Raw genomic sequence first — 18836 nt, forward strand, 5'->3', positions numbered from 1 at the left:
GAAAGAGGACAATTATCGGCTTCCCGTCACAACCAGCGACCTTGCATGGCCTTTCTTGCACTTGGTATCAACCATAAGACTGCCTCGGTAGACGTACGCGAGCGCGTGGCGTTTACCCCAGAGCAGCTGGTAGACGCCCTGCAGCAGCTCTGCCGACTGACATCCAGCCGCGAAGCGGCGATCCTGTCGACCTGCAACCGCAGCGAGCTTTATATAGAGCAGGACCACCTGTCCGCCGACGCCGTGCTGCAATGGCTGGCCGACTATCACCGCCTCAGCCTCGACGAGCTGCGTGCCAGTGCCTACGTGCACGAAGAGCACGATGCCGTGAAGCACATGATGCGCGTGGCCTCGGGGCTGGACTCGCTGGTACTCGGCGAACCACAGATCCTCGGCCAGATGAAGTCCGCCTACGCCGTGGCCCGCGAAGCCGGTACCGTCGGGCCGTTGCTCGGTCGCCTGTTCCAGGCCACCTTCAGTGCCGCCAAGCAGGTGCGTACCGACACCGCCATCGGCGAAAACCCGGTGTCGGTGGCGTTTGCCGCGGTCAGCCTGGCCAAGCAGATCTTCGCCGACCTGGGCCGTAGCCAGGCCTTGCTGATCGGCGCCGGCGAAACCATCACCCTGGTCGCCCGCCACTTGCACGAGCAGGGCGTACGCCGAATCGTGGTGGCCAACCGTACCCTGGAGCGAGCCAGCATCCTGGCCGAACAGTTCGGCGCGCATGCGGTGCTGCTGGCAGACATCCCCCAGGAACTGGCCAACAGCGACATCGTCATCAGCTCCACCGCCAGCCAGCTGCCGATCCTGGGCAAGGGCGCGGTCGAAAGCGCACTGAAACAGCGCCGGCACAAGCCCATCTTCATGGTCGACATCGCCGTACCACGCGACATCGAAACCGAAGTAGGCGAGTTGGACGATGTCTACCTGTACACCGTCGACGACCTGCACGACGTGGTGGCGGAAAACCTCAAGAGCCGCCAGGGCGCAGCCCAGGCCGCCGAAGAGCTGGTTACCGTTGGGGCAGAGGACTTCATGCTGCGCCTGCGTGAACTGGCGGCGGTGGATGTACTCAAGGCCTACCGGCAGCAAAGCGAGCGCCTTCGCGACGAAGAACTGCAAAAGGCCCAGCGCCTGCTGGCCAACGGCGGCAACCCCGAAGACGTGCTGGCCCAATTGGCCCGGGGCCTGACCAACAAACTCCTGCATGCCCCCAGCGTGCAGTTGAAAAAGCTCTCGGCCGAGGGGCGCGTCGATGCGCTGGCCATGGCCCAGGAACTCTTTGCCCTCAACGAGGGCTCGACGGACAAATCCCCGCAATGAAAGCGTCGCTGCTGAACAAACTGGATATTCTCCAGGACCGCTTCGAAGAACTCACCGCACTGCTCGGTGATGCCGAGGTCATTTCCGACCAGACGCGCTTTCGCGCGTATTCCCGCGAATACGCCGAAGTCGAGCCGGTCTACGCTGCTTATAAAGAGTGGTGCAAAGTCCAGGGCGACCTTGAGGGTGCCCAGGCGCTGCTCAAGGACAGTGACCCGGACCTGCGTGAAATGGCCGTGGAAGAAGTGCGTGAAGCCAAGGAACAACTGCTGACGCTGGAGTCGCAGCTGCAGCGTATGCTGCTGCCCAAGGACCCCAACGACGGCCGCAACGTGTTCCTCGAAATCCGCGCCGGTACCGGTGGCGACGAGGCGGCAATCTTCTCCGGCGACCTGTTCCGCATGTATTCGCGCTACGCCGAGAAACGCGGCTGGCGGCTGGAGATCTTGTCCGAAAACGAAGGCGAGCACGGCGGCTACAAGGAAATCATCGCCCGCGTCGAGGGTGAGAACGTCTACGGCAAACTCAAGTTCGAGTCCGGCGCACACCGCGTCCAGCGTGTGCCCGAGACTGAATCCCAAGGCCGTGTCCATACCTCCGCGTGCACGGTCGCGGTGCTGCCCGAGCCGGACGAGCAGGCAGCCATCGAAATCAACCCGGCCGACCTGCGCGTGGACACTTACCGTGCCTCCGGTGCTGGCGGCCAGCACGTCAACAAGACCGACTCGGCGATCCGTATTACCCACTTGCCCACCGGTATCGTGGTCGAGTGCCAGGAAGAGCGCTCGCAGCACAAGAACCGCGCCCGCGCCATGTCCTGGCTGTCGGCCAAGCTGAACGACATGCAGACCAGCGCCGCGCAGAACGCTATTGCCAGTGAGCGCAAGCTACTGGTGGGCTCCGGTGACCGTTCCGAACGCATCCGCACCTACAATTATCCACAGGGCAGGGTGACCGATCACCGCATCAACCTGACCTTGTATTCCCTGGACGACATCCTCAGCGGTGGCGTAGAGGCGGTGATCGAACCGCTGCTGGCCGAATATCAGGCCGATCAACTGGCCGCCCTGGGGGACTGATGACTATCATCGCCAGCCTGCTGCGCAACGCGCAGTTGCCCGAATCGCCTTCTGAGCGGTTGGATGCCGAACTGCTGCTGGCTGCTGCCATCGGCAAGTCGCGCAGTTACCTGCACACCTGGCCTGAGCGTATCGTCAGCAGTGAAGATGCCGAGACCTATGCCGGCTACCTGCAGCGCCGTCGTGGCGGTGAGCCTGTGGCCTATATCCTTGGGCAGCAGGGCTTCTGGAAGATCGACCTGGAAGTGGCGCCGCATACCCTTATCCCGCGGCCCGATACCGAGCTGCTGGTCGAGACGGCCCTTGAACTGCAACCCGCTGCGCCAGCCAAGGTGCTGGACCTGGGGACCGGTACCGGTGCCATCGCGCTGGCGCTGGCCAGCGACCGCCCGGCCTGGCAGGTCACGGCGGTGGACCGGGTGGAGGAGGCTGCAGCCCTGGCCGAGCGCAACCGCCTGCGCCTGGGGCTGGACAACGCGCAGGTGCGGATAAGCCATTGGTTCGACAGTCTGGCCGGCGAGCGTTTTGACCTGATTGTCAGCAACCCGCCCTACATCGCTGCCGAAGACCCGCACCTGGTGGCCGGGGATGTGCGCTTTGAGCCCAGCAGCGCGCTGGTGGCCGGTGCCGATGGCCTGGACGACCTGCGCGTGATCGCCGCGCAAGCCCCCGCGCACCTTTTGCCGGGAGGCTGGCTGCTGCTGGAGCACGGCTACGATCAGGCCGCTGCAGTACGTGCCTTGCTGGCTGAACAAGGCTTTGTCGAGGTGGCCAGCCGCACGGACCTGGGCGGCCATGAACGCATTACCTTGGGGCGCTTGCCATGCTGACTGATCAGGAATTGCTGCGTTATAGCCGCCAGGTATTGCTGGCTCAGATCGACATCGACGGCCAGCTGCGGCTTAAGAAGAGCAAGGCGCTGATCGTAGGGCTCGGTGGCCTGGGCTCCCCGGTTGCCCTGTACCTGGCCGCCGCGGGGGTGGGGGAGCTGCACCTGGCGGACTTCGACACCGTCGACCTGACCAACCTGCAGCGTCAGGTGATCCATGACAGTGCCAGCGTCGGCATGACCAAGGTCGATTCGGCCTTGCAGCGCCTGCAGGCGATCAACCCGGAAATCGCCCTGGTCGCTCACCGTCAGGCCCTGGACGAGGATTCGCTTGCGGCCGCCGTGGCGGCGGTCGACCTGGTGCTGGACTGCTCCGACAACTTCTCTACCCGTGAGGCGGTCAATGCGGCCTGTGTCGCCGCCGGCAAGCCGTTGGTCAGCGGGGCGGCAATCCGCCTGGAAGGGCAACTGTCGGTGTTCGACCCACGCCGTGACTACAGCCCTTGCTACCACTGCTTGTACGGGCACGGCAGCGAAGCCGAACTGACCTGCAGCGAAGCCGGTGTCATCGGCCCGCTGGTGGGGCTGGTGGGTAGCCTGCAGGCGTTGGAGGCCATGAAGCTGCTGGCCGGCTTCGGCGAGCCGCTGGTCGGCCGCCTGCTGTTGATCGATGCACTCGGCACCCGTATCCGCGAGCTGCGCGTCAAGCGCGATCCGGCTTGTGCTGTCTGTGGCAAGCGCGATGGCTGAGCGCTCGGCGCCGGTCGGCGTGATGGACTCGGGGGTCGGCGGCTTGTCGGTGCTCGCCGAGATCCAGCGCCTGCTGCCCAACGAGACGCTGCTGTATGTGGCCGATTGCGGCCATGTGCCTTACGGCGAGAAGTCGCCGGATTATATCCGCCAGCGCTGCCGACACATTGCCGGGTTCTTCCATGAGCAAGGCGCCAAGGCCATGGTGCTGGCCTGCAATACCGCCACCGTGGCGGCGGTAGCAGACCTGCGCGAGTTGTACCCAACCTGGCCTTTGGTGGGCATGGAACCGGCCGTGAAGCCTGCTGCGGCTGCTACCCGTTCGGGCGTGGTCGGTGTACTGGCAACCACTGGTACCTTGCAGAGTGCCAAGTTCGCAGCCTTGCTCGACCGCTTCGCCAATGATGTGCAGGTGATTACCCAGCCTTGCCCGGGGCTGGTCGAATTGATCGAGACCGGTGACCTGACCAGCCCGGTGTTGCGCCAGATGCTGTGGGGGTACGTGCAGCCACTGCTGGCTGCAGGTTGCGATACGCTGATCCTCGGCTGCACCCATTACCCTTTCCTTCGCCCGTTGCTGGCCGGCATGGTGCCGGCGGATGTGGCTGTCATCGATACGGGCGCTGCCGTAGCACGCCAACTGCAGCGGCTGCTGGGGGCAAATGATCTGCTGGCCGAAGGCCCGGCCGGCGATACCCGCTTCTGGACCAGCGCTGATCCAGAAATCCTAAGAAAAATCCTACCTGTGCTGTGGCATAAGTGCGGCGATGTGCAAAGCTTTGCGTTGTGAAAAAAAACGTGAAAAACAGCTGAACTATCGTTCCACTGCCGCTTTCTACCGCTTTGCCTGACATGAGGCGGACTAATAACAGCATCAGGAAGAAGGATGTTTCTCATGAAGAAACTGCTGGGCTTGGCGGCGGCTGCCGCTTTTACCTTGGGGCAAGTGGTATCGGCGCAAGCAGCCGATGTGTCGTTCTCGGTGGGGCAGACCGGTGACTCGACCATGGTCTACCGTCTGGGGCTGCAATCGAATTGGGATGCCAGCTGGTGGCAGACCAGTGTCGGCCGCCTGACCGGCTACTGGGATGGGGCCTACACCTACTGGGATGGCGACAAAACCGCGAGCAACCATAGCCTGTCGTTCGCGCCAGTGTTCGTCTACGAATTTGCCGGGGAGTCGGTGAAACCCTATATCGAAGCGGGGATCGGCGTGGCGGCGTTCTCCAGCACCGAGCTGGAAAGCAATGAGCTAGGCTCGGCCTTCCAGTTCGAGGACCGCATTGGTTTTGGTCTGCGCTTTGCCGGCGGGCATGAGATCGGAGTGCGGGCGATTCACTATTCCAACGCGGGAATCAAGCAGCCCAACGATGGCGTAGAGAGCTACAGCCTGCATTACCGCATGGCGCTTTGAATTCGCCTGCACCGGCCCTTTCGCGGGCTTACCCGCGAAGAGGCCGGTTTGAGGCCTTATCGCGTCAAAGGCCACAGGCTACTGATGTCCAGCGTCTCCAGTACCAGTTCTGGTTCTTGCTGCGGCAACCGTCGCAGCAACTCCTCAGCGACACTCTGTGCCGTCCACTCCTCCGGTATCGCCTGTGCCGACGTCACCGGCACCTTGAGCGACTGTGGCGCCACGATGGTCAACGCTATCCCTTGGTCCATCAGGGCCTTGCGCTGCTCGCGCAGCCACTGCGGTGTGTTGTTCCACCCTGCGGTCGTTTGGGTGGGCGCATACAGCTGCAATGCCGAATAACGGTTGAACACCGCCATCACTTGCGCTGAGACGCCCTTCGCCAGCAAAGGCAATGCCTGTGTGAGGCAATGCTCGCCCGCTAGTTGGTTGCTGGTGACGATGGCCTCTATCAGTTCGCTATCGGCCAAATTGTCTGCAAGGTAATCGCAGGTACCGGCGTTGATGATCAACCCATCCAGCGAACACCACGCATTGCATATTTGTTGGCAGGCCGCTACTGCTTGTCCTTCGGCATGCAACTGCCAGGGCAGGCGCAAAAAGTGCCGACCATGCCGTGCTGCCAAAGCATTCAACTCATCGCTTTCCTTTGCGCTGGCGGCAACGCGATGCCCTTGTTCGAGCAAACGTTCCACCAAAGCCAGACCAAGTCCGTTGCTGGCGCCTGTAACCCAAAAACTTCGTGAGTTAGCCAAGACGTTGTCCTCTAATCCTGCCGACGTGGTAGGCCTTTGAAGGCTTCCAGTGCACGCTGGCGACTGCTGCCGAGATTGACCATTGGACGGTGATACGAATTATTAGCAAAAAGATCATCAGATTTCATCGGCTCATGGATAGTTTTCTCATCCATGTCGCGTAATTCGGGCAGCCAGTGCCGGATGAAGCGCCCCTGTGGGTCGAAACGCTGAGACTGAGAAACTGGGTTGAAAATGCGGAAATAAGGCACAGCGTCGGTGCCGGTGGACGCGCTCCACTGCCAGCCGCCGTTGTTGGCGGCCAGGTCGCCGTCTATCAGGTGGCGCATGAAGTGTCGCTCGCCCTTGCGCCAGTCGATCAGCAGGTTCTTGCTGAGGAACATGGCCACGACCATGCGCAGGCGGTTGTGCATCCATCCGGTGTGCAGCAGTTGGCGCATGGCCGCATCGATGATCGGGAACCCGGTGCGGCCCTGTTTCCAGGCTTCCAGGTCCGCCGGGGCGTCACGCCAGGGCAGGGCTTCGGTATGGGCGCGAAAGGCGCGGTGGCGCGAGACCTGTGGGTAACCGTTCAGGATGTGCTTGTAGAACTCGCGCCAGAGCAGCTCGTTGATCCAGGTCTGCACGCCCGTACTGCCGCTGTCGAACTCGCCCCGGTTGCTGGCCAGTGCGCCGTGCAGGCATTGGCGCGGCGAGATCACGCCAGCGGCCAGGTAGGTGGAGAGTTGGCTGGTGCCGGGCTTGGCAGGCAGGTCACGCAATTGTTGGTAGTCGTCGATGGTTTCGTCCAGAAAGCGGGACAGGCGCGCCTGCGCTTCGGCCTCACCCGCCGGCCAATGCTCACGCAAGGCGCGCGTGGGGGTTTCAAAACCGTCTACGTGTTGTGGAATCGGGTCACTTTGGATTTGCAGCGGTGCCTGACGCTCCACCCGGCGGGCCAGGGCAGGCAGGCTGCGGTGCAGGTGTTCCAGGCAGGTCTTCTTGAACTGGCTGAAGACCTGGAAGTAGTCGCCGCTGCGGGTAAGGATGGTGCCAGGGCGGAACAACAGCTGGTCGAGGTGGCTGCAGGCCTGGATGGACGACTTCTCCAGCAGCGCGCGGGTCGCATCGTCGCGTTGCTGTTCGTTGATGCCGTACTCTTCGTTCCAGTGCACGCTTTGCACCTGGTGTTGGCGGCATACATCGAGCACCGCCTGGGGGGCCTGGTCCCAGGTGTCGATCTTGCGGATCAGCAGGGGGATATTCAGGCCTTCGAGCGATTGGCGCAGGGCGCGCAAGTTGCGCAGCCAGAAGTCGACCTTGCAGGCGGCGTCGTCATGGGCTTGCCATTGCCCTGGGCTGACCAGCCACAGGGCGATGGTCGGCCCGCGCTCGGTGGCGGCGCTGAGTGCAGTGTTGTCATCGATGCGCAGGTCGCTGCGCAGCCAGGTCAGGTGCATGGGGTATTCATCTCTACAGGCTGACGGTCATGGGCTTGAAGCAAGCGCAATGCCGCCTGCGGGGTATCGAACAGAAAAACATCGGGCAGCGCGCAAGCCTGCAAGCGGGCTTCGTGCAGGGGCAGCGTAGCGCCGCCCAGCAGCGTGATACCGGGCATGCCTTGCAGGGTGCGTAGCAGCGCCTTGTCATCGATGCGTGGGCCCAGATGCAGCAGCACGGCCCGTGGTTTGAGCGCATTGACCGCGTGGTGCAGTTGCGGGCCGGCGACTGGGTGCTCGAACACTTCGACCGGCACGCCGTTGCTGGTGAACAGCCAGGCGCACAACCACAGGCCTGGGCTGAAGGCCCGCTCGCAGTCCTCCACCAGCAATACGGCGGGGCCTTGCAGCAATTGGTTGTCGTGGTAAATGCGGGCGCCGAGCTTGCTGCGCAGCCAACTGTGGAAAAACACTTGCTCAAGCCGCGCATTGAAGTAGTTGCGCCACCGCAGGTCGAGCAGATCGAGCAGTGGCAGCAGCAATTGCTCGCACAGGGTGACGGCCGGGTACAGGGCCATGGCCTGGTTGAGCCGTTGGTCCAGCGTGCGCTGCGACAGGTTGGCGATGGCCTCGGTCAATTGGAACTGCCTGGCCTGCCAGTCGCCTTTGGGTGGCGTGCTGGAGGGTTTGTCGAGCAGCTCGCGTACTTGACCGACCGATGCGCCTCGCTGCAACCAGCCAAGGATCGCCTCGACCCGCTCGAGCTGTTCCAAGGGGTACAGGCGATGCCCCTTGGCGGTGCGCTGGGGTTTGAGCAGGCCATACCGGCGTTCCCAGGCGCGCAAGGTGACCGGATTGACGCCGGTACGGCGGGCCAGTTCACCGATGGGCAGCAAGGTTTCAGACTGCATTGCGCAAGCCCAGGCTTTCAGGGTGCGGTTGCAGGTAGGCCTGCTGCTGCAGGTACGGGTCAGGGTGCTTGCGCAGATGGTGCTTGAGCAGGGTCAGGGGCACTACCAGCGGCACGACGCCCTGTTGGTACTGGCCGATGACCGTCTGCAACTCGGCCTTGTCCTGCTGCGTCAGGGCATCCTTGAAGTAACCGCTCAGGTGCTGCAGCACGTTGCAGTGGGTGCCGCGGCTGGCGCAGCGGCGCAGGGCCTGCATCAGTTGGCTGAAATAGCGCGGGCCGAAGCTGAGCGGGTCGTCATCCTTGCTCATGCTGCCAAGCAGGCGGCCGAGGGTGCGATAGGCCTGCGGGTTGTTGGCCATCAGCAAATACTTGTAGCGCGAGTGAAAGCGCACCAGGGCGCCACGGCTCAGCCCTTCGGCCAGCAGGCGCTGCCAGTCGGCGTAGGCGTATACGCGGCTGATGAAGTTCTCGCGCAGCACGGGGTCATGCAGGCGGCCTTCTTCTTCAACGGGCAGGTCCGGGCGCAGAGCGCAGAAAGCGTGGGCATAGACGCCACGCCCGCCATGCAAGGCTGGGTGGCCGTTGGCCTGGTAAACCTTGACCCGTTCCAGGCCGCAAGAAGGTGACTTCTGCATGAAGATGTAGCCGCAGATGTCGTCGAGCTCAGCCGCCATTTGTTCGCCATAGGTGCGCAGCGGGCCGGTCAGGTCCATGCCAGGGTCGCGGGTGCCGACCACTTCGGGTTGTTCGGGGTTGCCTACCAGGCGAATGGGGTCACGCGGAATGCCCAGGCCGATTGCCACTTCCGGGCACACGGGCAGCCATTCGAAGTGTTGTTCCAGCTGTGTACGGCAAAGATCGGAGGCCTTGTGGCCGCCGTTGTAGCGCACGCTGTGCCCAGTCAGGCAGGCACTGATGGCGATACGCGGCTTGCTGCAGGCGAAAGAGTCGAGCATGGCTGCCTCCGAAAAACCTGTACATTACTAAAAACTTGTACAGGTTTATTCCAGCACAGCCTAGCCGTTATGCAAACCAGTATTTTTGTATAGCGCTACATCACTCAAGGTGTTCGAGCAAACGTCGCGCGGCTTCCTGGCCACTGAGCCACGCGCCTTCGACACGCCCGGAAAGGCACCAGTCACCGCAGGCGTACAAGCCCTGATCGGCATCGGCCAATGCGCCCCATTCATGGTTGCTGCTGGGGCGGGCGTAGAGCCAGCGGTGCGCCAGAGCGAAGGTGGGCGCCGGTACCACGCAGCCGACCAGTTCGGCGAATTCGCCCCACAGCTGTTCGATCACTTCTTCCTTGGACAGGTCGATGTGCTGCCGGCTCCAGTCCGAGGTGGCGTGCAGTACCCAGGTATCCAGGTGCTCGTCGCGGCCGGGTTTGCTGCGATTGCGGGCCAGCCAGTCGAGTGGGTTGTCCTGCACGAAGCAGCCTTGCATCGGGGTATCCAACGGTGACTGGAAGGCCAGGGCGACGGCCCAGGTCGGTTCCATCTGTACACCGGCGGCCACGGCGGCCAATTTGGGGGTTGCCGCCAGCAGTGGTGTGGCCTGCGGGGCCGGTACGGCGATTACCACGCGGCTGTAGGGGCCATGGCTGCAGCCTTCGGTATCCTGCAGGTGCCAATACTGCTTGCCGCGAAACACTTCCGCTATACGGCAGCCGAAGTTGACCGTCACGTCCTTGAGCAGGCCACGGGTGATCGCACTCATGCGTGGCACGCCTACCCAGCGCGTCTGCTCGTCGGGGGAGGGGGTGAGTTCGCCATCACGGTAGTTGTACAGCTGCGGCTTCCACTGCTCGGCCCAGCCAGCGGCAACCCATTGTTGCACCTGATCGACAAAGCGCCGGTCACGGGCGGTGAAGTACTGGGCGCCGAGGTCGAGTGCGCCAGCCTCGCTGCGCTTGCTGGCCATGCGCCCGCCACTGCCGTGGCCTTTGTCGAACAAATGCACGGATTGTCCGGCCTTCTGCAAGGCCTGGGCGGCTGACAAACCGGCGATACCGGCCCCGATGATGGCGATAGGTACTGTCATGATGGCCTCTTCAAACCTTGCTGTGAGCAGACTACGCTGTCAGGCAAACCTGTACAATGCAGAACTTTTGTATAAGGTTATTCCGCTTTGGTGGTAGGTTGGCCTATGTTTATCCGAGAGCGTCGGGTCAAAAAAGTGCCTTGATGTTAAAAATAGACCACCGCCGCACTCTGCGAGGACACAGCCATGCATATATTGCTGACAGGTGGCACCGGTTTGATTGGCAAGCATCTGTGCCAGTACTGGCTTGGCCAGGGGCATCGGCTCACGGTATGGAGCCGGCGTCCTGAGCAGGTGGCGAAAATTTGCGGTAGTGGCGTGCGTGGCATCGCCCGCCTGGAGCAACTGGAAGCAGACGATCATCTTGATGCGGTGGTCAACCTTGCCGGTGCGCCAATCGCGGATAGGCCCTGGACGGCGGCCCGGCGCAACGTGCTGTGGGCCAGCCGCGTCACCCTCACCGAGCAGCTGCTGGCGTGGCTGGGCTCCCGTGAACAGCGCCCGCAAGTGCTGATTTCCGGCTCTGCGGTAGGCTGGTACGGTGACGGCGGCGAACGCGAGCTGACCGAGGCCTCACCACCGGTGCGGGAAGACTTCGCCAGCCAGTTGTGTATTGCCTGGGAAGAGACGGCACAGCGTTCTCAAGCGCAAGGAATCCGCGTGGTATTGGTGCGCACCGGGTTGGTGCTGGCCAGCGATGGCGGCTTTTTGTCGCGCCTGCGCGTGCCCTTCAAACTGGGGCTGGGTGGGCCTTTGGGCGGTGGGCGGCAGTGGATGCCCTGGGTGCATATAGACGACCAGGTCGCCCTGATTGATTTTCTCTTGCAGCACAAGGATGCCAGCGGTCCTTATAATGCCTGCGCCCCAGAGCCGGTGCGCAACCGTGAGTTCGCCAGGCGGCTGGGCCGTGCGCTGCATAGGCCGGCGCTGCTGCCTGTACCGGCGCTGCTGCTCAAGGCCGGCCTTGGCGAAATGTCGACCTTGCTGCTGGGCGGCCAGCGCGCGCGCCCGGTGCGCTTGCTGGCGGCGGGCTTCACCTTCCGCTTCAACGATCTGCAATCGGCGCTGGACAACCTGTCCAGCCGCCTCTGACATAGGACGCTGCATGACCGATCACGCCCTGCTGCTGGTCAACCTGGGTTCCCCGGCCTCCACCTCGGTGGCCGATGTGCGCCGCTACCTCAACCAGTTCCTGATGGACCCCTATGTGATCGACCTGCCTTGGCCGGTGCGGCGCTTGCTGGTGTCACTGATCCTGGTCAAGCGCCCGGAGCAGTCGGCACATGCCTATGGTTCGATCTGGTGGGAGGAGGGCTCGCCACTGGTGGTGCTGACCCGTCGCCTGCAGGCGGCAATGGTCGAACACTGGCCCCATGGCCCGGTGGAAATCGCCATGCGCTATGGCCTGCCGGCTTTGCCCGAAGTGTTGGAGCGCCTGGCCGCCCAAGGCGTGCGCAAGGTGACGTTGGCACCGCTTTATCCACAGTTCGCCGACAGTACGGTGACCACGGTGGTCGAGCTGGCGAAACAGACGGTCAGTGAGCGCGGGTTGCCGTTGCAGATGCGCGTGCTGCGGCCGTTCTACGATCACCCTGACTACATCGAGGCACTGGCTGCCAGCGCCCGGCCGTACCTGGAGCAGGATTACGACCACCTGCTGCTGAGCTTCCACGGTTTGCCGGAGCGGCACCTGAAGAAGCTGGACCCGACCGGTAATCACGACTTCCAGGCAGCTGACTGCTGCAAGGATGCCAGCGCCGAGATGCGCGCTGTGTGCTACCGCGGGCAATGCCTGGCTACAGCCAAGGCCTTTGCTCAGAAAATGGGCATACCCGATGGTAAGTGGTCGGTGTCGTTCCAGTCGCGGTTGGGGCGGGCCAAGTGGATCGAACCCTATACCGAGGCGCGGTTGGACGAGCTGGGCAAGGCGGGCGTGAAGAAGCTGCTGGTGATGTGCCCGGCGTTCGTCGCCGATTGCATCGAAACGCTGGAAGAAATCGGCATGCGGGGCAGCGAGCAGTTTGTAGAGGCGGGTGGGCGAGAGCTGGTGCTGGTGCCGTGCCTGAATGATCACCCGGAATGGGTGAGGGTGTTGGCGGATATGTGTGAAAAGGCCTGAATAGCTGGGGGCCGCTTTGCGGCCCTATCGCGACACAAGGCCGCTCCTACAAGCAGATCGCGATCCCCTGTAGGAGCGGCCTTGTGTCGCGAAAGGGCTGCAGAGCAGCCCCGCGATCTTAAGGCAACTGGTCATCCAGCTTCTTGTGCTTCCAGCCATCGTTGCCCGGCAGGATCAGATTCAGGGCAATAGCCACGATGGCGCACAGGGCGATGCCCTTCAGGCCCCAGTCATCCGGGCCGTCACCACTGCCGATCAGCACGCCGCCGATGCCGAACACCAGGGTCACCGACACGATCACCAGGTTGCGTGCTTCGGCCAGGTCGATCTTGTGGCGGATCATGGTGTTCATGCCCACTGCCGCAATCGAGCCGAACAGCAGGCACAGGATACCGCCCATCACCGGTACCGGAATGCTCTGCAGCAGCGCGCCGAACTTGCCGATGAATGCCAGTGTGATGGCGAAAATCGCCGCCCAGGTCATGATCTTCGGATTGTAGTTCTTGGTCAGCATCACCGCGCCGGTCACTTCGGCGTAGGTGGTGTTGGGCGGGCCGCCGAACAGGCCGGCTGCAGTGGTAGCCAGGCCATCACCCAGCAGGGTGCGGTGCAGGCCGGGTTTTTTCAGGTAGTCACGGCCAGTCACGCTGCCGACCGCGATCACCCCGCCGATATGCTCGATCGCTGGCGCCAAGGCAACCGGTACGATGAACAGAATGGCCTGCCAGTTGAACGCAGGTGCGGTGAAATTGGGAATTTCCAGCCACGGTGCAGCGGCGATCTTGGCGGTGTCGACCACGCCAAAGGCGAATGACAGGGCAAAGCCCACCAGTACGCCGGAAATGATCGGTACCAGGCGGAAAATGCCTTTGCCGAACACGGCGACGACCAGGGTTGTCAGCAGGGCTGGCATGGAGATCAGCATGGCGGTCTTGTACGGCATCAGTGCCGCGCCGTCGCCACCCTTGCCCATCGCCATATTGGCGGCGATTGGCGCCATGGCCAGGCCGATGGAGATGATCACCGGGCCGATCACCACCGGTGGCAGCATGCGGTCGATGAAGCCGGTGCCTTTGATTTTTACCATCAGGCCCATGAAGGTGTACACGAAGCCTGCAGCCATCACGCCGCCCATGGTCTCGGCCAGGCCGAACTGGCCCTTGGCGAGGATGATCGGGGTGATGAAGGCAAAGCTCGAGGCCAGGAACACCGGCACCTGGCGGCCGGTGACCAGCTGGAACAGCAGCGTGCCGATGCCGGCGGTGAACAGCGCGACGTTCGGGTCGAGGCCGGTGATCAGGGGCATCAGCACCAGCGCGCCGAATGCCACGAAGAGCATCTGCGCGCCCGAAACGACCTGGCGCCACAGCGGGTCGTTGAAGCCGTCCTGCATGGTCAGGCGTCCTTTTGCTTGGTGCCGAAGATCTTGTCACCGGCATCGCCCAGGCCCGGCACGATGTAGCCGTGTTCGTTCAGGCGCTGGTCGATCGAGGCGGTGTAGATCTTCACGTCCGGGTGGGCTTTTTCCACCACTTCGATGCCTTCTGGCGCGGCGACCAGCACCATGGCGCGGATCTCTTTGCAGCCGGCCTTTTTAAGCAGGTCGATGGTGGCGACCATCGAGCCGCCGGTGGCCAGCATCGGGTCGATGATCAGGGCCAGGCGCTGGTTGATGTCCGGCGCGAGCTTTTCCAGGTAGGTGTGGGCTTCGAGGGTTTCTTCGTTACGGGCAACACCGACGGCGCTGACCTTCGCCCCAGGGATCAGGCTGAGCACGCCGTCGAGCATGCCGATGCCGGCGCGCAGGATCGGTACTACAGTAATCTTCTTGCCGGCGATTTTTTCAACCGAGACCTTGCCACACCAGCCATCGATCTCGTAGGTTTCGAGGGGCAGGTCCTGGGTGGCTTCATACGTCAGGAGCGCGCCGACTTCCTGGGCGAGTTCGCGAAAATTCTTGGTGCTGATATCGGCACGGCGCATCAGGCCGAGCTTGTGGCGGATCAGCGGATGGCGGATCTCACGAGTGGGCATAGGGGGGCTCCGAAAGGCGGGCAAAAAAACCGCGCTAGATTAATCTATTCAGCCTGTGCTGTCGTCTGGTCATTCTGGACGTTAGTCCATAAATGCTTGATCTGTGACGAGCGGATGCGTACCTTTGCCCGCTTTTCCAAAATGCACCCCCCGGAGAGCGCCATGTCCGCCGATCTCGAGCATATCCGTCAAGTCATGCGTGAAGCTGACTGCCTGTACACCGAAGCCGAAGTCGAAGCGGCCATCGCCAATGTCGGCGAGCAAATCTGCAAGGACCTGCACGACAAGAACCCCGTGGTGTTCTGCGTGATGAACGGCGGCCTGATCTTCTCCGGCAAACTGCTGACCCACCTGCAGTTCCCGCTGGAAGCCTCGTACCTGCATGCCACTCGTTACCGCAACCAGACCAGCGGCGGTGAGCTGTTCTGGAAGGCCAAGCCGGAAGTCTCTTTCATCGATCGCGACGTACTGATCGTCGACGACATCCTCGACGAGGGCCACACCCTCAGCGCCATCATCGAGTTCTGCAAGCATGCCGGCGCGCGCTCGGTGTACACCGCAGTGCTGATCGACAAGGATCACGACCGCAAGGCCAGCCCGGACCTCAAAGCCAACTACGTAGGCCTGCCTTGTGTCGATCGCTACATCTTCGGCTATGGCATGGACTACAAAGGTTACTGGCGCAACGCTAACGGCATCTTCGCCGTAAAGGGGCTGTGACCATGCGCCAGCCTGCGTTCATCGACCAATCGCTGTTCGCCGGGCTGGCCGAAAAGGCTGCTGCCAACCCGCGTGGGCGGCAGCACCACAACTTCCATGAAATGGAAGATCCTTGCCACCGCATGGCGGTCGGGCTGCAGCCGAGCACCTACATTCCACCGCACCGCCACCTGAGCGACGACAAGGCGGAGACCTTGCTCGTGCTCAAGGGGCGCTTCGGCCTGTTGATCTTCGACGAGCAGGGCGCCGTGACCGACAAGCGGGTGCTGCAAGCGGGTGGCGACTGTCTGGGTGTGGACCTGGCGCCCGGTACCTACCATGGGTTGGTGGTGCTGGAGCCGGACAGCATCCTGTTCGAATGCAAGGCCGGCCCATACCGGCCGGTGGGCGAAGGTGAACATGCACACTGGGCGCCACGTGAAGGCGAAGACGGCGTCGCCCAATACCAGGCCTGGATGCTTGCGCAGTTCGATTGATGTTGCTTGTACCCGGCATGCTAGAGTGCTCCTTCATACAAGGAGCCTCACATGCGTGCGATTCTTCCCCTCCTGCTGGCCGTCAGCCTGCCACTCGCCGCCGCACCACTGCACAGCCAGTTCCTGCCACCCGATGATCAGTCCCTGCGCCAGGAAGCACCGACCAGCCAGCAATTGCTGCAAGTGACCGACTATTCGGTGGTCGTAGGTGCCCAGCGCCAGTCCGACCAGCAACCGATCCCGATCACCTCGTCGTTGCAGGTGCGCCTGAAGGGCAAACCGCTGAGCAAGGGCGCGACCATCGCTCAGGTGCTGCTGACCTTCGACGGTGAAGCCGCCAAGAGCCTTAAAAAGCCCGTGTATGACGAAAAAAGCCGCACCTTGAGCCTGAATTACCCGGTTAGCGATTACCGCGTAATCATGGACCTGTTGCGCAACGAAACCCTGTACGTGCAATTTCTCACCTACGGCAACGGCCACATCTGGGCCGACCTGCACACCGGTACCGTACGTACGCGTTGAGGCGCGTAGCCTGCGGGGGGTAAACTGCCGGCCTTCGAAATTCCGTGATGGTCCAGTTGGAGTCGGCAATGCGTAAAGACAAGAAACAGGTAATCGGTGACGAAATCAGCGACGACTACATCAAGTCGTTCCTTCAGTTCGAGCCGGCCGATGGTGTGACCTCGCCGTCGGCGCACAAGCTGGTCAAAGCCTACCGTGGCCTGCGCGTCGACGATTTCGAGCGATTTGTCGGTTTCTTCGTCGAAGCAGGCCTGGACTTGGATGGCAAGGACGAGCACGGCAAAACCTTCGTCGAGCAGATTGCCGACCAGCGCAATGCACCTGAGTACATCGAGATTATCGACAACGCCCGCGGCTGACCAAGGTCCAGCCACAAAAAAACGCCCCGAGGGGCGTTTTTTCGTTACCGGGCGGATCAGGCGTAATGCTTGGCTGCCGGGCTGCTTTCTACCAGCTCCAGCGCCACGTCGTTGTCGGCGCTGATCTTGTGGTACAGGGCGGCATCGGTTGCCAGGGTCTTCTCGCGAGCCGGGAAGATTTCTTTGAGCTTGGCAGCCCAGGCACCCTTGGCCTGCTCGGGGAAGCAGCGCTCGATCAGTTCCAGCATGATCGACACGGTCACCGAGGCACCCGGCGATGCGCCGAGCAGCGCGGCCAGGCTGCCGTCCTGGGCCGAGACCAGCTCGGTACCAAACTGCAGCACGCCGCCTTTTTTCGGGTCTTTCTTGATGATCTGCACGCGCTGGCCAGCCACTTCCAGGCGCCAGTCTTCGGCCTTGGCCTGTGGATAGAAGCGACGCAGGGCTTCCAGGCGCTGCTCCATCGACTGCATCACTTCGCTGACCAGGTACTTGGTCAGGTCCATGTTGTCGCGGGCCACGGCCAGCATCGGGCCGATGTTGCCCATGCGCACCGAGAGCGGCAGGTCCATCAGCGAACCGTGCTTGAGGAACTTGGTGGTGAAGCCGGCATAGGGGCCGAACAGCAGCGAAGTCTTGCCGTCCACTACGCGGGTGTCCAAGTGCGGAACTGACATCGGCGGGGCACCTACGGCGGCCTGGCTGTACACTTTGGCCTGGTGCTGCTTGACGATTTCCGGGTTGTCGCAGCGCAGCCACTGGCCGCTGACCGGGAAGCCGCCGAAGCCTTTGCTTTCCGGGATGCCGGACAATTGCAGCAGCGGCAGGGCCGCGCCGCCAGCACCGAGGAAGACGAAGCGGGCGTCGACTTCACGGCTGCCGCCGCTGTTGACGTCCTTGATGCTCACGGTCCAGCCGCTGCCATTACGGCGCAGGCCGACAACCTTCTTGCTGTATTTGACCTGCGCGTCCGGCGAGTCACCCAGCAGTTTGAGCAGCTTGTTGGTCAGTGCCCCGAAGTTCACGTCGGTGCCTTTGGCCACGCGGGTAGCGGCGATGTGCTGGTCGGCCGGGCGGCCAGGCATCATCAGCGGCATCCAGTCGTTCATCACGGCCTTGTCTTCGGTGTATTCCATCTCATGGAAGGCGTGGTGCTGCTTGAGCAGCTCGAAGCGCTTCTTGAGGAAGGAAACACCCTTGTCACCCTCGACGTAGCTCAGGTGTGGGACAGGGTTGATGAAAGCACGCGCCGAGCCGAAGTTGCCCTTCTTGCTCAGGTAGGCCCAGAACTGGCGCGAAACCTCGAACTGGGTGTTGATGTGCACGGCCTTCTTGATGTCGATGCTGCCATCGGCGGCCTGCGGCGTGTAGTTCAGCTCGCACAGGCCGGCGTGGCCGGTGCCTGCGTTGTTCCAGGGGTTGGAGCTTTCCGCGGCTCCGGAGTCCATCGCCTCGACGACCTCAAGCTTCAGGGTCGGGTCAAGCTCCTTGAGCAGTACGGCCAGGGTGGCACTCATGATGCCCGCGCCTACCAGTACCACATCAACCGATTCGTTCTGCGCCATTTAACGCGTCTCCACAATCTACAGCTACCTAATTGACAGCATAGGACCTGGGTTTGCCAGGGTCGCCATGTCCGACTTTTCGCAGTTCTTGCAACTTCCGCGGACACCGCCAATCAGTCTTCGGGTTCGTGTATTGAACGCCGTTTGCCACAGGTGCGGCAATTCGACTTATGGTCAAGGTGTCGTGCGTGCGTTATGGAACGGTTCAGACACTCATACGGGATGAGCGCATTTGCCGCCTGTTCAGGGCTGTTCGGGACACATCTGCCGCTTTTGCACATGCCAGACTGTTCATTTGCTCGCCACACTCTTGTGAAGTTGTGAAAACCGTTTTTTCACGCTCTTTTGGAGACGTGAACCTCAAAAGGGGACTGCGCGATGGCAACCCGCAGGTTCATGCAGTGTGAAGGGCCGGAAAAGCAGGCACGACAGCCGATGCAAGACCTGAGTGGAAGGCTCTCTGTGGGCGAAGCGGTGAAGTTGCCGGGGTCAATCGGCGAGTGCGGGGCCCGATCAG

20 protein-coding genes are annotated in these 18836 nt (G+C 62.5%); 12 read left to right on the plus strand and 8 right to left on the minus strand.

Annotated features, from left to right (window positions below):
• Positions 1–45 precede the first annotated feature (45 nt).
• From hemA to ACNQP3_RS04000, 6 genes are all read left to right on the plus strand, one after another.
• A complete protein-coding gene (gene hemA / locus ACNQP3_RS03975; RefSeq protein WP_012270484.1) occupies positions 46–1323 on the plus strand; it encodes a glutamyl-tRNA reductase in 1278 nt (425 codons plus the stop codon).
• A complete protein-coding gene (gene prfA / locus ACNQP3_RS03980) occupies positions 1320–2402 on the plus strand; it encodes a peptide chain release factor 1 (protein ID WP_012270485.1) in 1083 nt (360 codons plus the stop codon). The genes hemA and prfA overlap by 4 nt, the downstream gene beginning before the upstream one ends.
• Positions 2402–3232, plus strand: coding sequence for a peptide chain release factor N(5)-glutamine methyltransferase (gene prmC / locus ACNQP3_RS03985; RefSeq protein WP_264316825.1), 831 nt, complete (start codon positions 2402–2404; stop codon positions 3230–3232). The genes prfA and prmC overlap by 1 nt, the downstream gene beginning before the upstream one ends.
• Positions 3226–3981 (plus strand): molybdopterin-synthase adenylyltransferase MoeB, encoded by a 756-nt coding sequence (locus ACNQP3_RS03990; RefSeq protein ID WP_012270487.1) that lies wholly within the window; start codon positions 3226–3228, stop codon positions 3979–3981. Before prmC ends, ACNQP3_RS03990 begins: the two co-directional genes overlap by 7 nt.
• On the plus strand, positions 3974–4771 hold the full coding sequence (murI, locus tag ACNQP3_RS03995; RefSeq protein ID WP_264316826.1) for a glutamate racemase: 798 nt from the start codon (positions 3974–3976) through the stop codon (positions 4769–4771). The genes ACNQP3_RS03990 and murI overlap by 8 nt, the downstream gene beginning before the upstream one ends.
• A 105-nt stretch (positions 4772–4876) precedes the next feature.
• Positions 4877–5395 carry an acyloxyacyl hydrolase gene (locus ACNQP3_RS04000; RefSeq protein ID WP_041166373.1) on the plus strand — a complete coding sequence of 173 codons (519 nt, stop codon included), beginning with the start codon at positions 4877–4879 and terminating at the stop codon, positions 5393–5395.
• Positions 5396–5451: 56 nt separating this feature from the next.
• Here the strand turns inward: ACNQP3_RS04000 and ACNQP3_RS04005 are convergent, their stop codons facing one another.
• From ACNQP3_RS04005 to ACNQP3_RS04025, 5 genes are all read right to left on the minus strand, one after another.
• A complete protein-coding gene (locus tag ACNQP3_RS04005; protein WP_060494165.1) occupies positions 5452–6150 on the minus strand; it encodes an SDR family oxidoreductase in 699 nt (232 codons plus the stop codon).
• A gap of 11 nt (positions 6151–6161) precedes the next feature.
• Complete coding sequence (gene phrB, locus ACNQP3_RS04010; protein WP_060494164.1) at positions 6162–7589, minus strand: deoxyribodipyrimidine photo-lyase; 1428 nt, start codon at positions 7587–7589, stop codon at positions 6162–6164.
• The gene (locus ACNQP3_RS04015) at positions 7580–8479 is read right to left on the minus strand and encodes a MerR family transcriptional regulator (protein ID WP_264316827.1); all 900 of its coding nucleotides are present in this window, start codon (positions 8477–8479) and stop codon (positions 7580–7582) included. The genes phrB and ACNQP3_RS04015 overlap by 10 nt, the downstream gene beginning before the upstream one ends.
• Complete coding sequence (locus tag ACNQP3_RS04020) at positions 8469–9437, minus strand: YbgA family protein (RefSeq protein ID WP_012270493.1); 969 nt, start codon at positions 9435–9437, stop codon at positions 8469–8471. The genes ACNQP3_RS04015 and ACNQP3_RS04020 overlap by 11 nt, the downstream gene beginning before the upstream one ends.
• A 100-nt stretch (positions 9438–9537) precedes the next feature.
• Positions 9538–10524, minus strand: coding sequence for an NAD(P)/FAD-dependent oxidoreductase (locus ACNQP3_RS04025; RefSeq protein WP_012270494.1), 987 nt, complete (start codon positions 10522–10524; stop codon positions 9538–9540).
• A gap of 186 nt (positions 10525–10710) precedes the next feature.
• Here ACNQP3_RS04025 and ACNQP3_RS04030 point away from each other — a divergent pair, with 186 nt between their 5' ends.
• Both ACNQP3_RS04030 and hemH read left to right on the plus strand, forming a co-directional pair.
• Positions 10711–11616 (plus strand): TIGR01777 family oxidoreductase, encoded by a 906-nt coding sequence (locus tag ACNQP3_RS04030; protein ID WP_069943243.1) that lies wholly within the window; start codon positions 10711–10713, stop codon positions 11614–11616.
• A gap of 13 nt (positions 11617–11629) precedes the next feature.
• The gene (gene hemH / locus ACNQP3_RS04035) at positions 11630–12643 is read left to right on the plus strand and encodes a ferrochelatase (RefSeq protein ID WP_060494161.1); all 1014 of its coding nucleotides are present in this window, start codon (positions 11630–11632) and stop codon (positions 12641–12643) included.
• Positions 12644–12761: 118 nt separating this feature from the next.
• Here the strand turns inward: hemH and ACNQP3_RS04040 are convergent, their stop codons facing one another.
• On the minus strand, positions 12762–14036 hold the full coding sequence (locus ACNQP3_RS04040) for a uracil-xanthine permease family protein (RefSeq protein WP_012270497.1): 1275 nt from the start codon (positions 14034–14036) through the stop codon (positions 12762–12764).
• A gap of 2 nt (positions 14037–14038) precedes the next feature.
• On the minus strand, positions 14039–14677 hold the full coding sequence (gene upp / locus ACNQP3_RS04045; protein WP_003247366.1) for a uracil phosphoribosyltransferase: 639 nt from the start codon (positions 14675–14677) through the stop codon (positions 14039–14041).
• Positions 14678–14839: 162 nt separating this feature from the next.
• On the opposite strand from upp, the gene ACNQP3_RS04050 reads away from it, so the two are divergent.
• The 4 genes from ACNQP3_RS04050 to ACNQP3_RS04065 all read left to right on the plus strand — a co-directional run bounded on the left by ACNQP3_RS04050 (position 14840) and on the right by ACNQP3_RS04065 (position 16754).
• Positions 14840–15397, plus strand: a complete 558-nt coding sequence (locus ACNQP3_RS04050; protein ID WP_012270498.1) for a hypoxanthine-guanine phosphoribosyltransferase — start codon at positions 14840–14842, stop codon at positions 15395–15397.
• Positions 15398–15399: 2 nt separating this feature from the next.
• A complete protein-coding gene (locus ACNQP3_RS04055; protein WP_012270499.1) occupies positions 15400–15873 on the plus strand; it encodes a WbuC family cupin fold metalloprotein in 474 nt (157 codons plus the stop codon).
• Positions 15874–15924: 51 nt separating this feature from the next.
• Complete coding sequence (locus ACNQP3_RS04060) at positions 15925–16395, plus strand: hypothetical protein (RefSeq protein WP_012270500.1); 471 nt, start codon at positions 15925–15927, stop codon at positions 16393–16395.
• Between the two features lie 68 nt (positions 16396–16463).
• Entirely contained in the window at positions 16464–16754 is a 291-nt protein-coding gene (locus ACNQP3_RS04065; protein ID WP_012270501.1) for a PA4642 family protein, read from the plus strand.
• 56 nt (positions 16755–16810) lie between these two features.
• Here the strand turns inward: ACNQP3_RS04065 and mqo are convergent, their stop codons facing one another.
• Entirely contained in the window at positions 16811–18319 is a 1509-nt protein-coding gene (gene mqo, locus ACNQP3_RS04070; RefSeq protein WP_012270502.1) for a malate dehydrogenase (quinone), read from the minus strand.
• Positions 18320–18836 lie beyond the last annotated feature (517 nt).

Source organism: Pseudomonas sp. LFS074, from assembly GCF_047978165.1.
Lineage (GTDB): Bacteria > Pseudomonadota > Gammaproteobacteria > Pseudomonadales > Pseudomonadaceae > Aquipseudomonas > Aquipseudomonas putida_P.

Excerpts from the sequence above, each read along its gene's own strand:
- phrB (WP_060494164.1), bottom strand. The coding sequence starts at position 7,589 with ATGCACCTGACCTGGCTGCGCAGCGACCTGCGCATCGATGACAACACT.
- mqo (WP_012270502.1), bottom strand. The coding sequence starts at position 18,319 with ATGGCGCAGAACGAATCGGTTGATGTGGTACTGGTAGGCGCGGGCATC.
- ACNQP3_RS04055 (WP_012270499.1), top strand. The coding sequence starts at position 15,400 with ATGCGCCAGCCTGCGTTCATCGACCAATCGCTGTTCGCCGGGCTGGCC.
- ACNQP3_RS04030 (WP_069943243.1), top strand. The coding sequence starts at position 10,711 with ATGCATATATTGCTGACAGGTGGCACCGGTTTGATTGGCAAGCATCTG.
- ACNQP3_RS04025 (WP_012270494.1), bottom strand. The coding sequence starts at position 10,524 with ATGACAGTACCTATCGCCATCATCGGGGCCGGTATCGCCGGTTTGTCA.
- ACNQP3_RS03990 (WP_012270487.1), top strand. The coding sequence starts at position 3,226 with ATGCTGACTGATCAGGAATTGCTGCGTTATAGCCGCCAGGTATTGCTG.
- ACNQP3_RS04040 (WP_012270497.1), bottom strand. The coding sequence starts at position 14,036 with ATGCAGGACGGCTTCAACGACCCGCTGTGGCGCCAGGTCGTTTCGGGC.
- prmC (WP_264316825.1), top strand. The coding sequence starts at position 2,402 with ATGACTATCATCGCCAGCCTGCTGCGCAACGCGCAGTTGCCCGAATCG.
- ACNQP3_RS04050 (WP_012270498.1), top strand. The coding sequence starts at position 14,840 with ATGTCCGCCGATCTCGAGCATATCCGTCAAGTCATGCGTGAAGCTGAC.
- hemH (WP_060494161.1), top strand. The coding sequence starts at position 11,630 with ATGACCGATCACGCCCTGCTGCTGGTCAACCTGGGTTCCCCGGCCTCC.
- ACNQP3_RS04060 (WP_012270500.1), top strand. The coding sequence starts at position 15,925 with ATGCGTGCGATTCTTCCCCTCCTGCTGGCCGTCAGCCTGCCACTCGCC.
- hemA (WP_012270484.1), top strand. The coding sequence starts at position 46 with ATGGCCTTTCTTGCACTTGGTATCAACCATAAGACTGCCTCGGTAGAC.
- ACNQP3_RS04020 (WP_012270493.1), bottom strand. The coding sequence starts at position 9,437 with ATGCTCGACTCTTTCGCCTGCAGCAAGCCGCGTATCGCCATCAGTGCC.
- ACNQP3_RS04015 (WP_264316827.1), bottom strand. The coding sequence starts at position 8,479 with ATGCAGTCTGAAACCTTGCTGCCCATCGGTGAACTGGCCCGCCGTACC.
- upp (WP_003247366.1), bottom strand. The coding sequence starts at position 14,677 with ATGCCCACTCGTGAGATCCGCCATCCGCTGATCCGCCACAAGCTCGGC.
- ACNQP3_RS04000 (WP_041166373.1), top strand. The coding sequence starts at position 4,877 with ATGAAGAAACTGCTGGGCTTGGCGGCGGCTGCCGCTTTTACCTTGGGG.
- murI (WP_264316826.1), top strand. The coding sequence starts at position 3,974 with ATGGCTGAGCGCTCGGCGCCGGTCGGCGTGATGGACTCGGGGGTCGGC.
- prfA (WP_012270485.1), top strand. The coding sequence starts at position 1,320 with ATGAAAGCGTCGCTGCTGAACAAACTGGATATTCTCCAGGACCGCTTC.
- ACNQP3_RS04065 (WP_012270501.1), top strand. The coding sequence starts at position 16,464 with ATGCGTAAAGACAAGAAACAGGTAATCGGTGACGAAATCAGCGACGAC.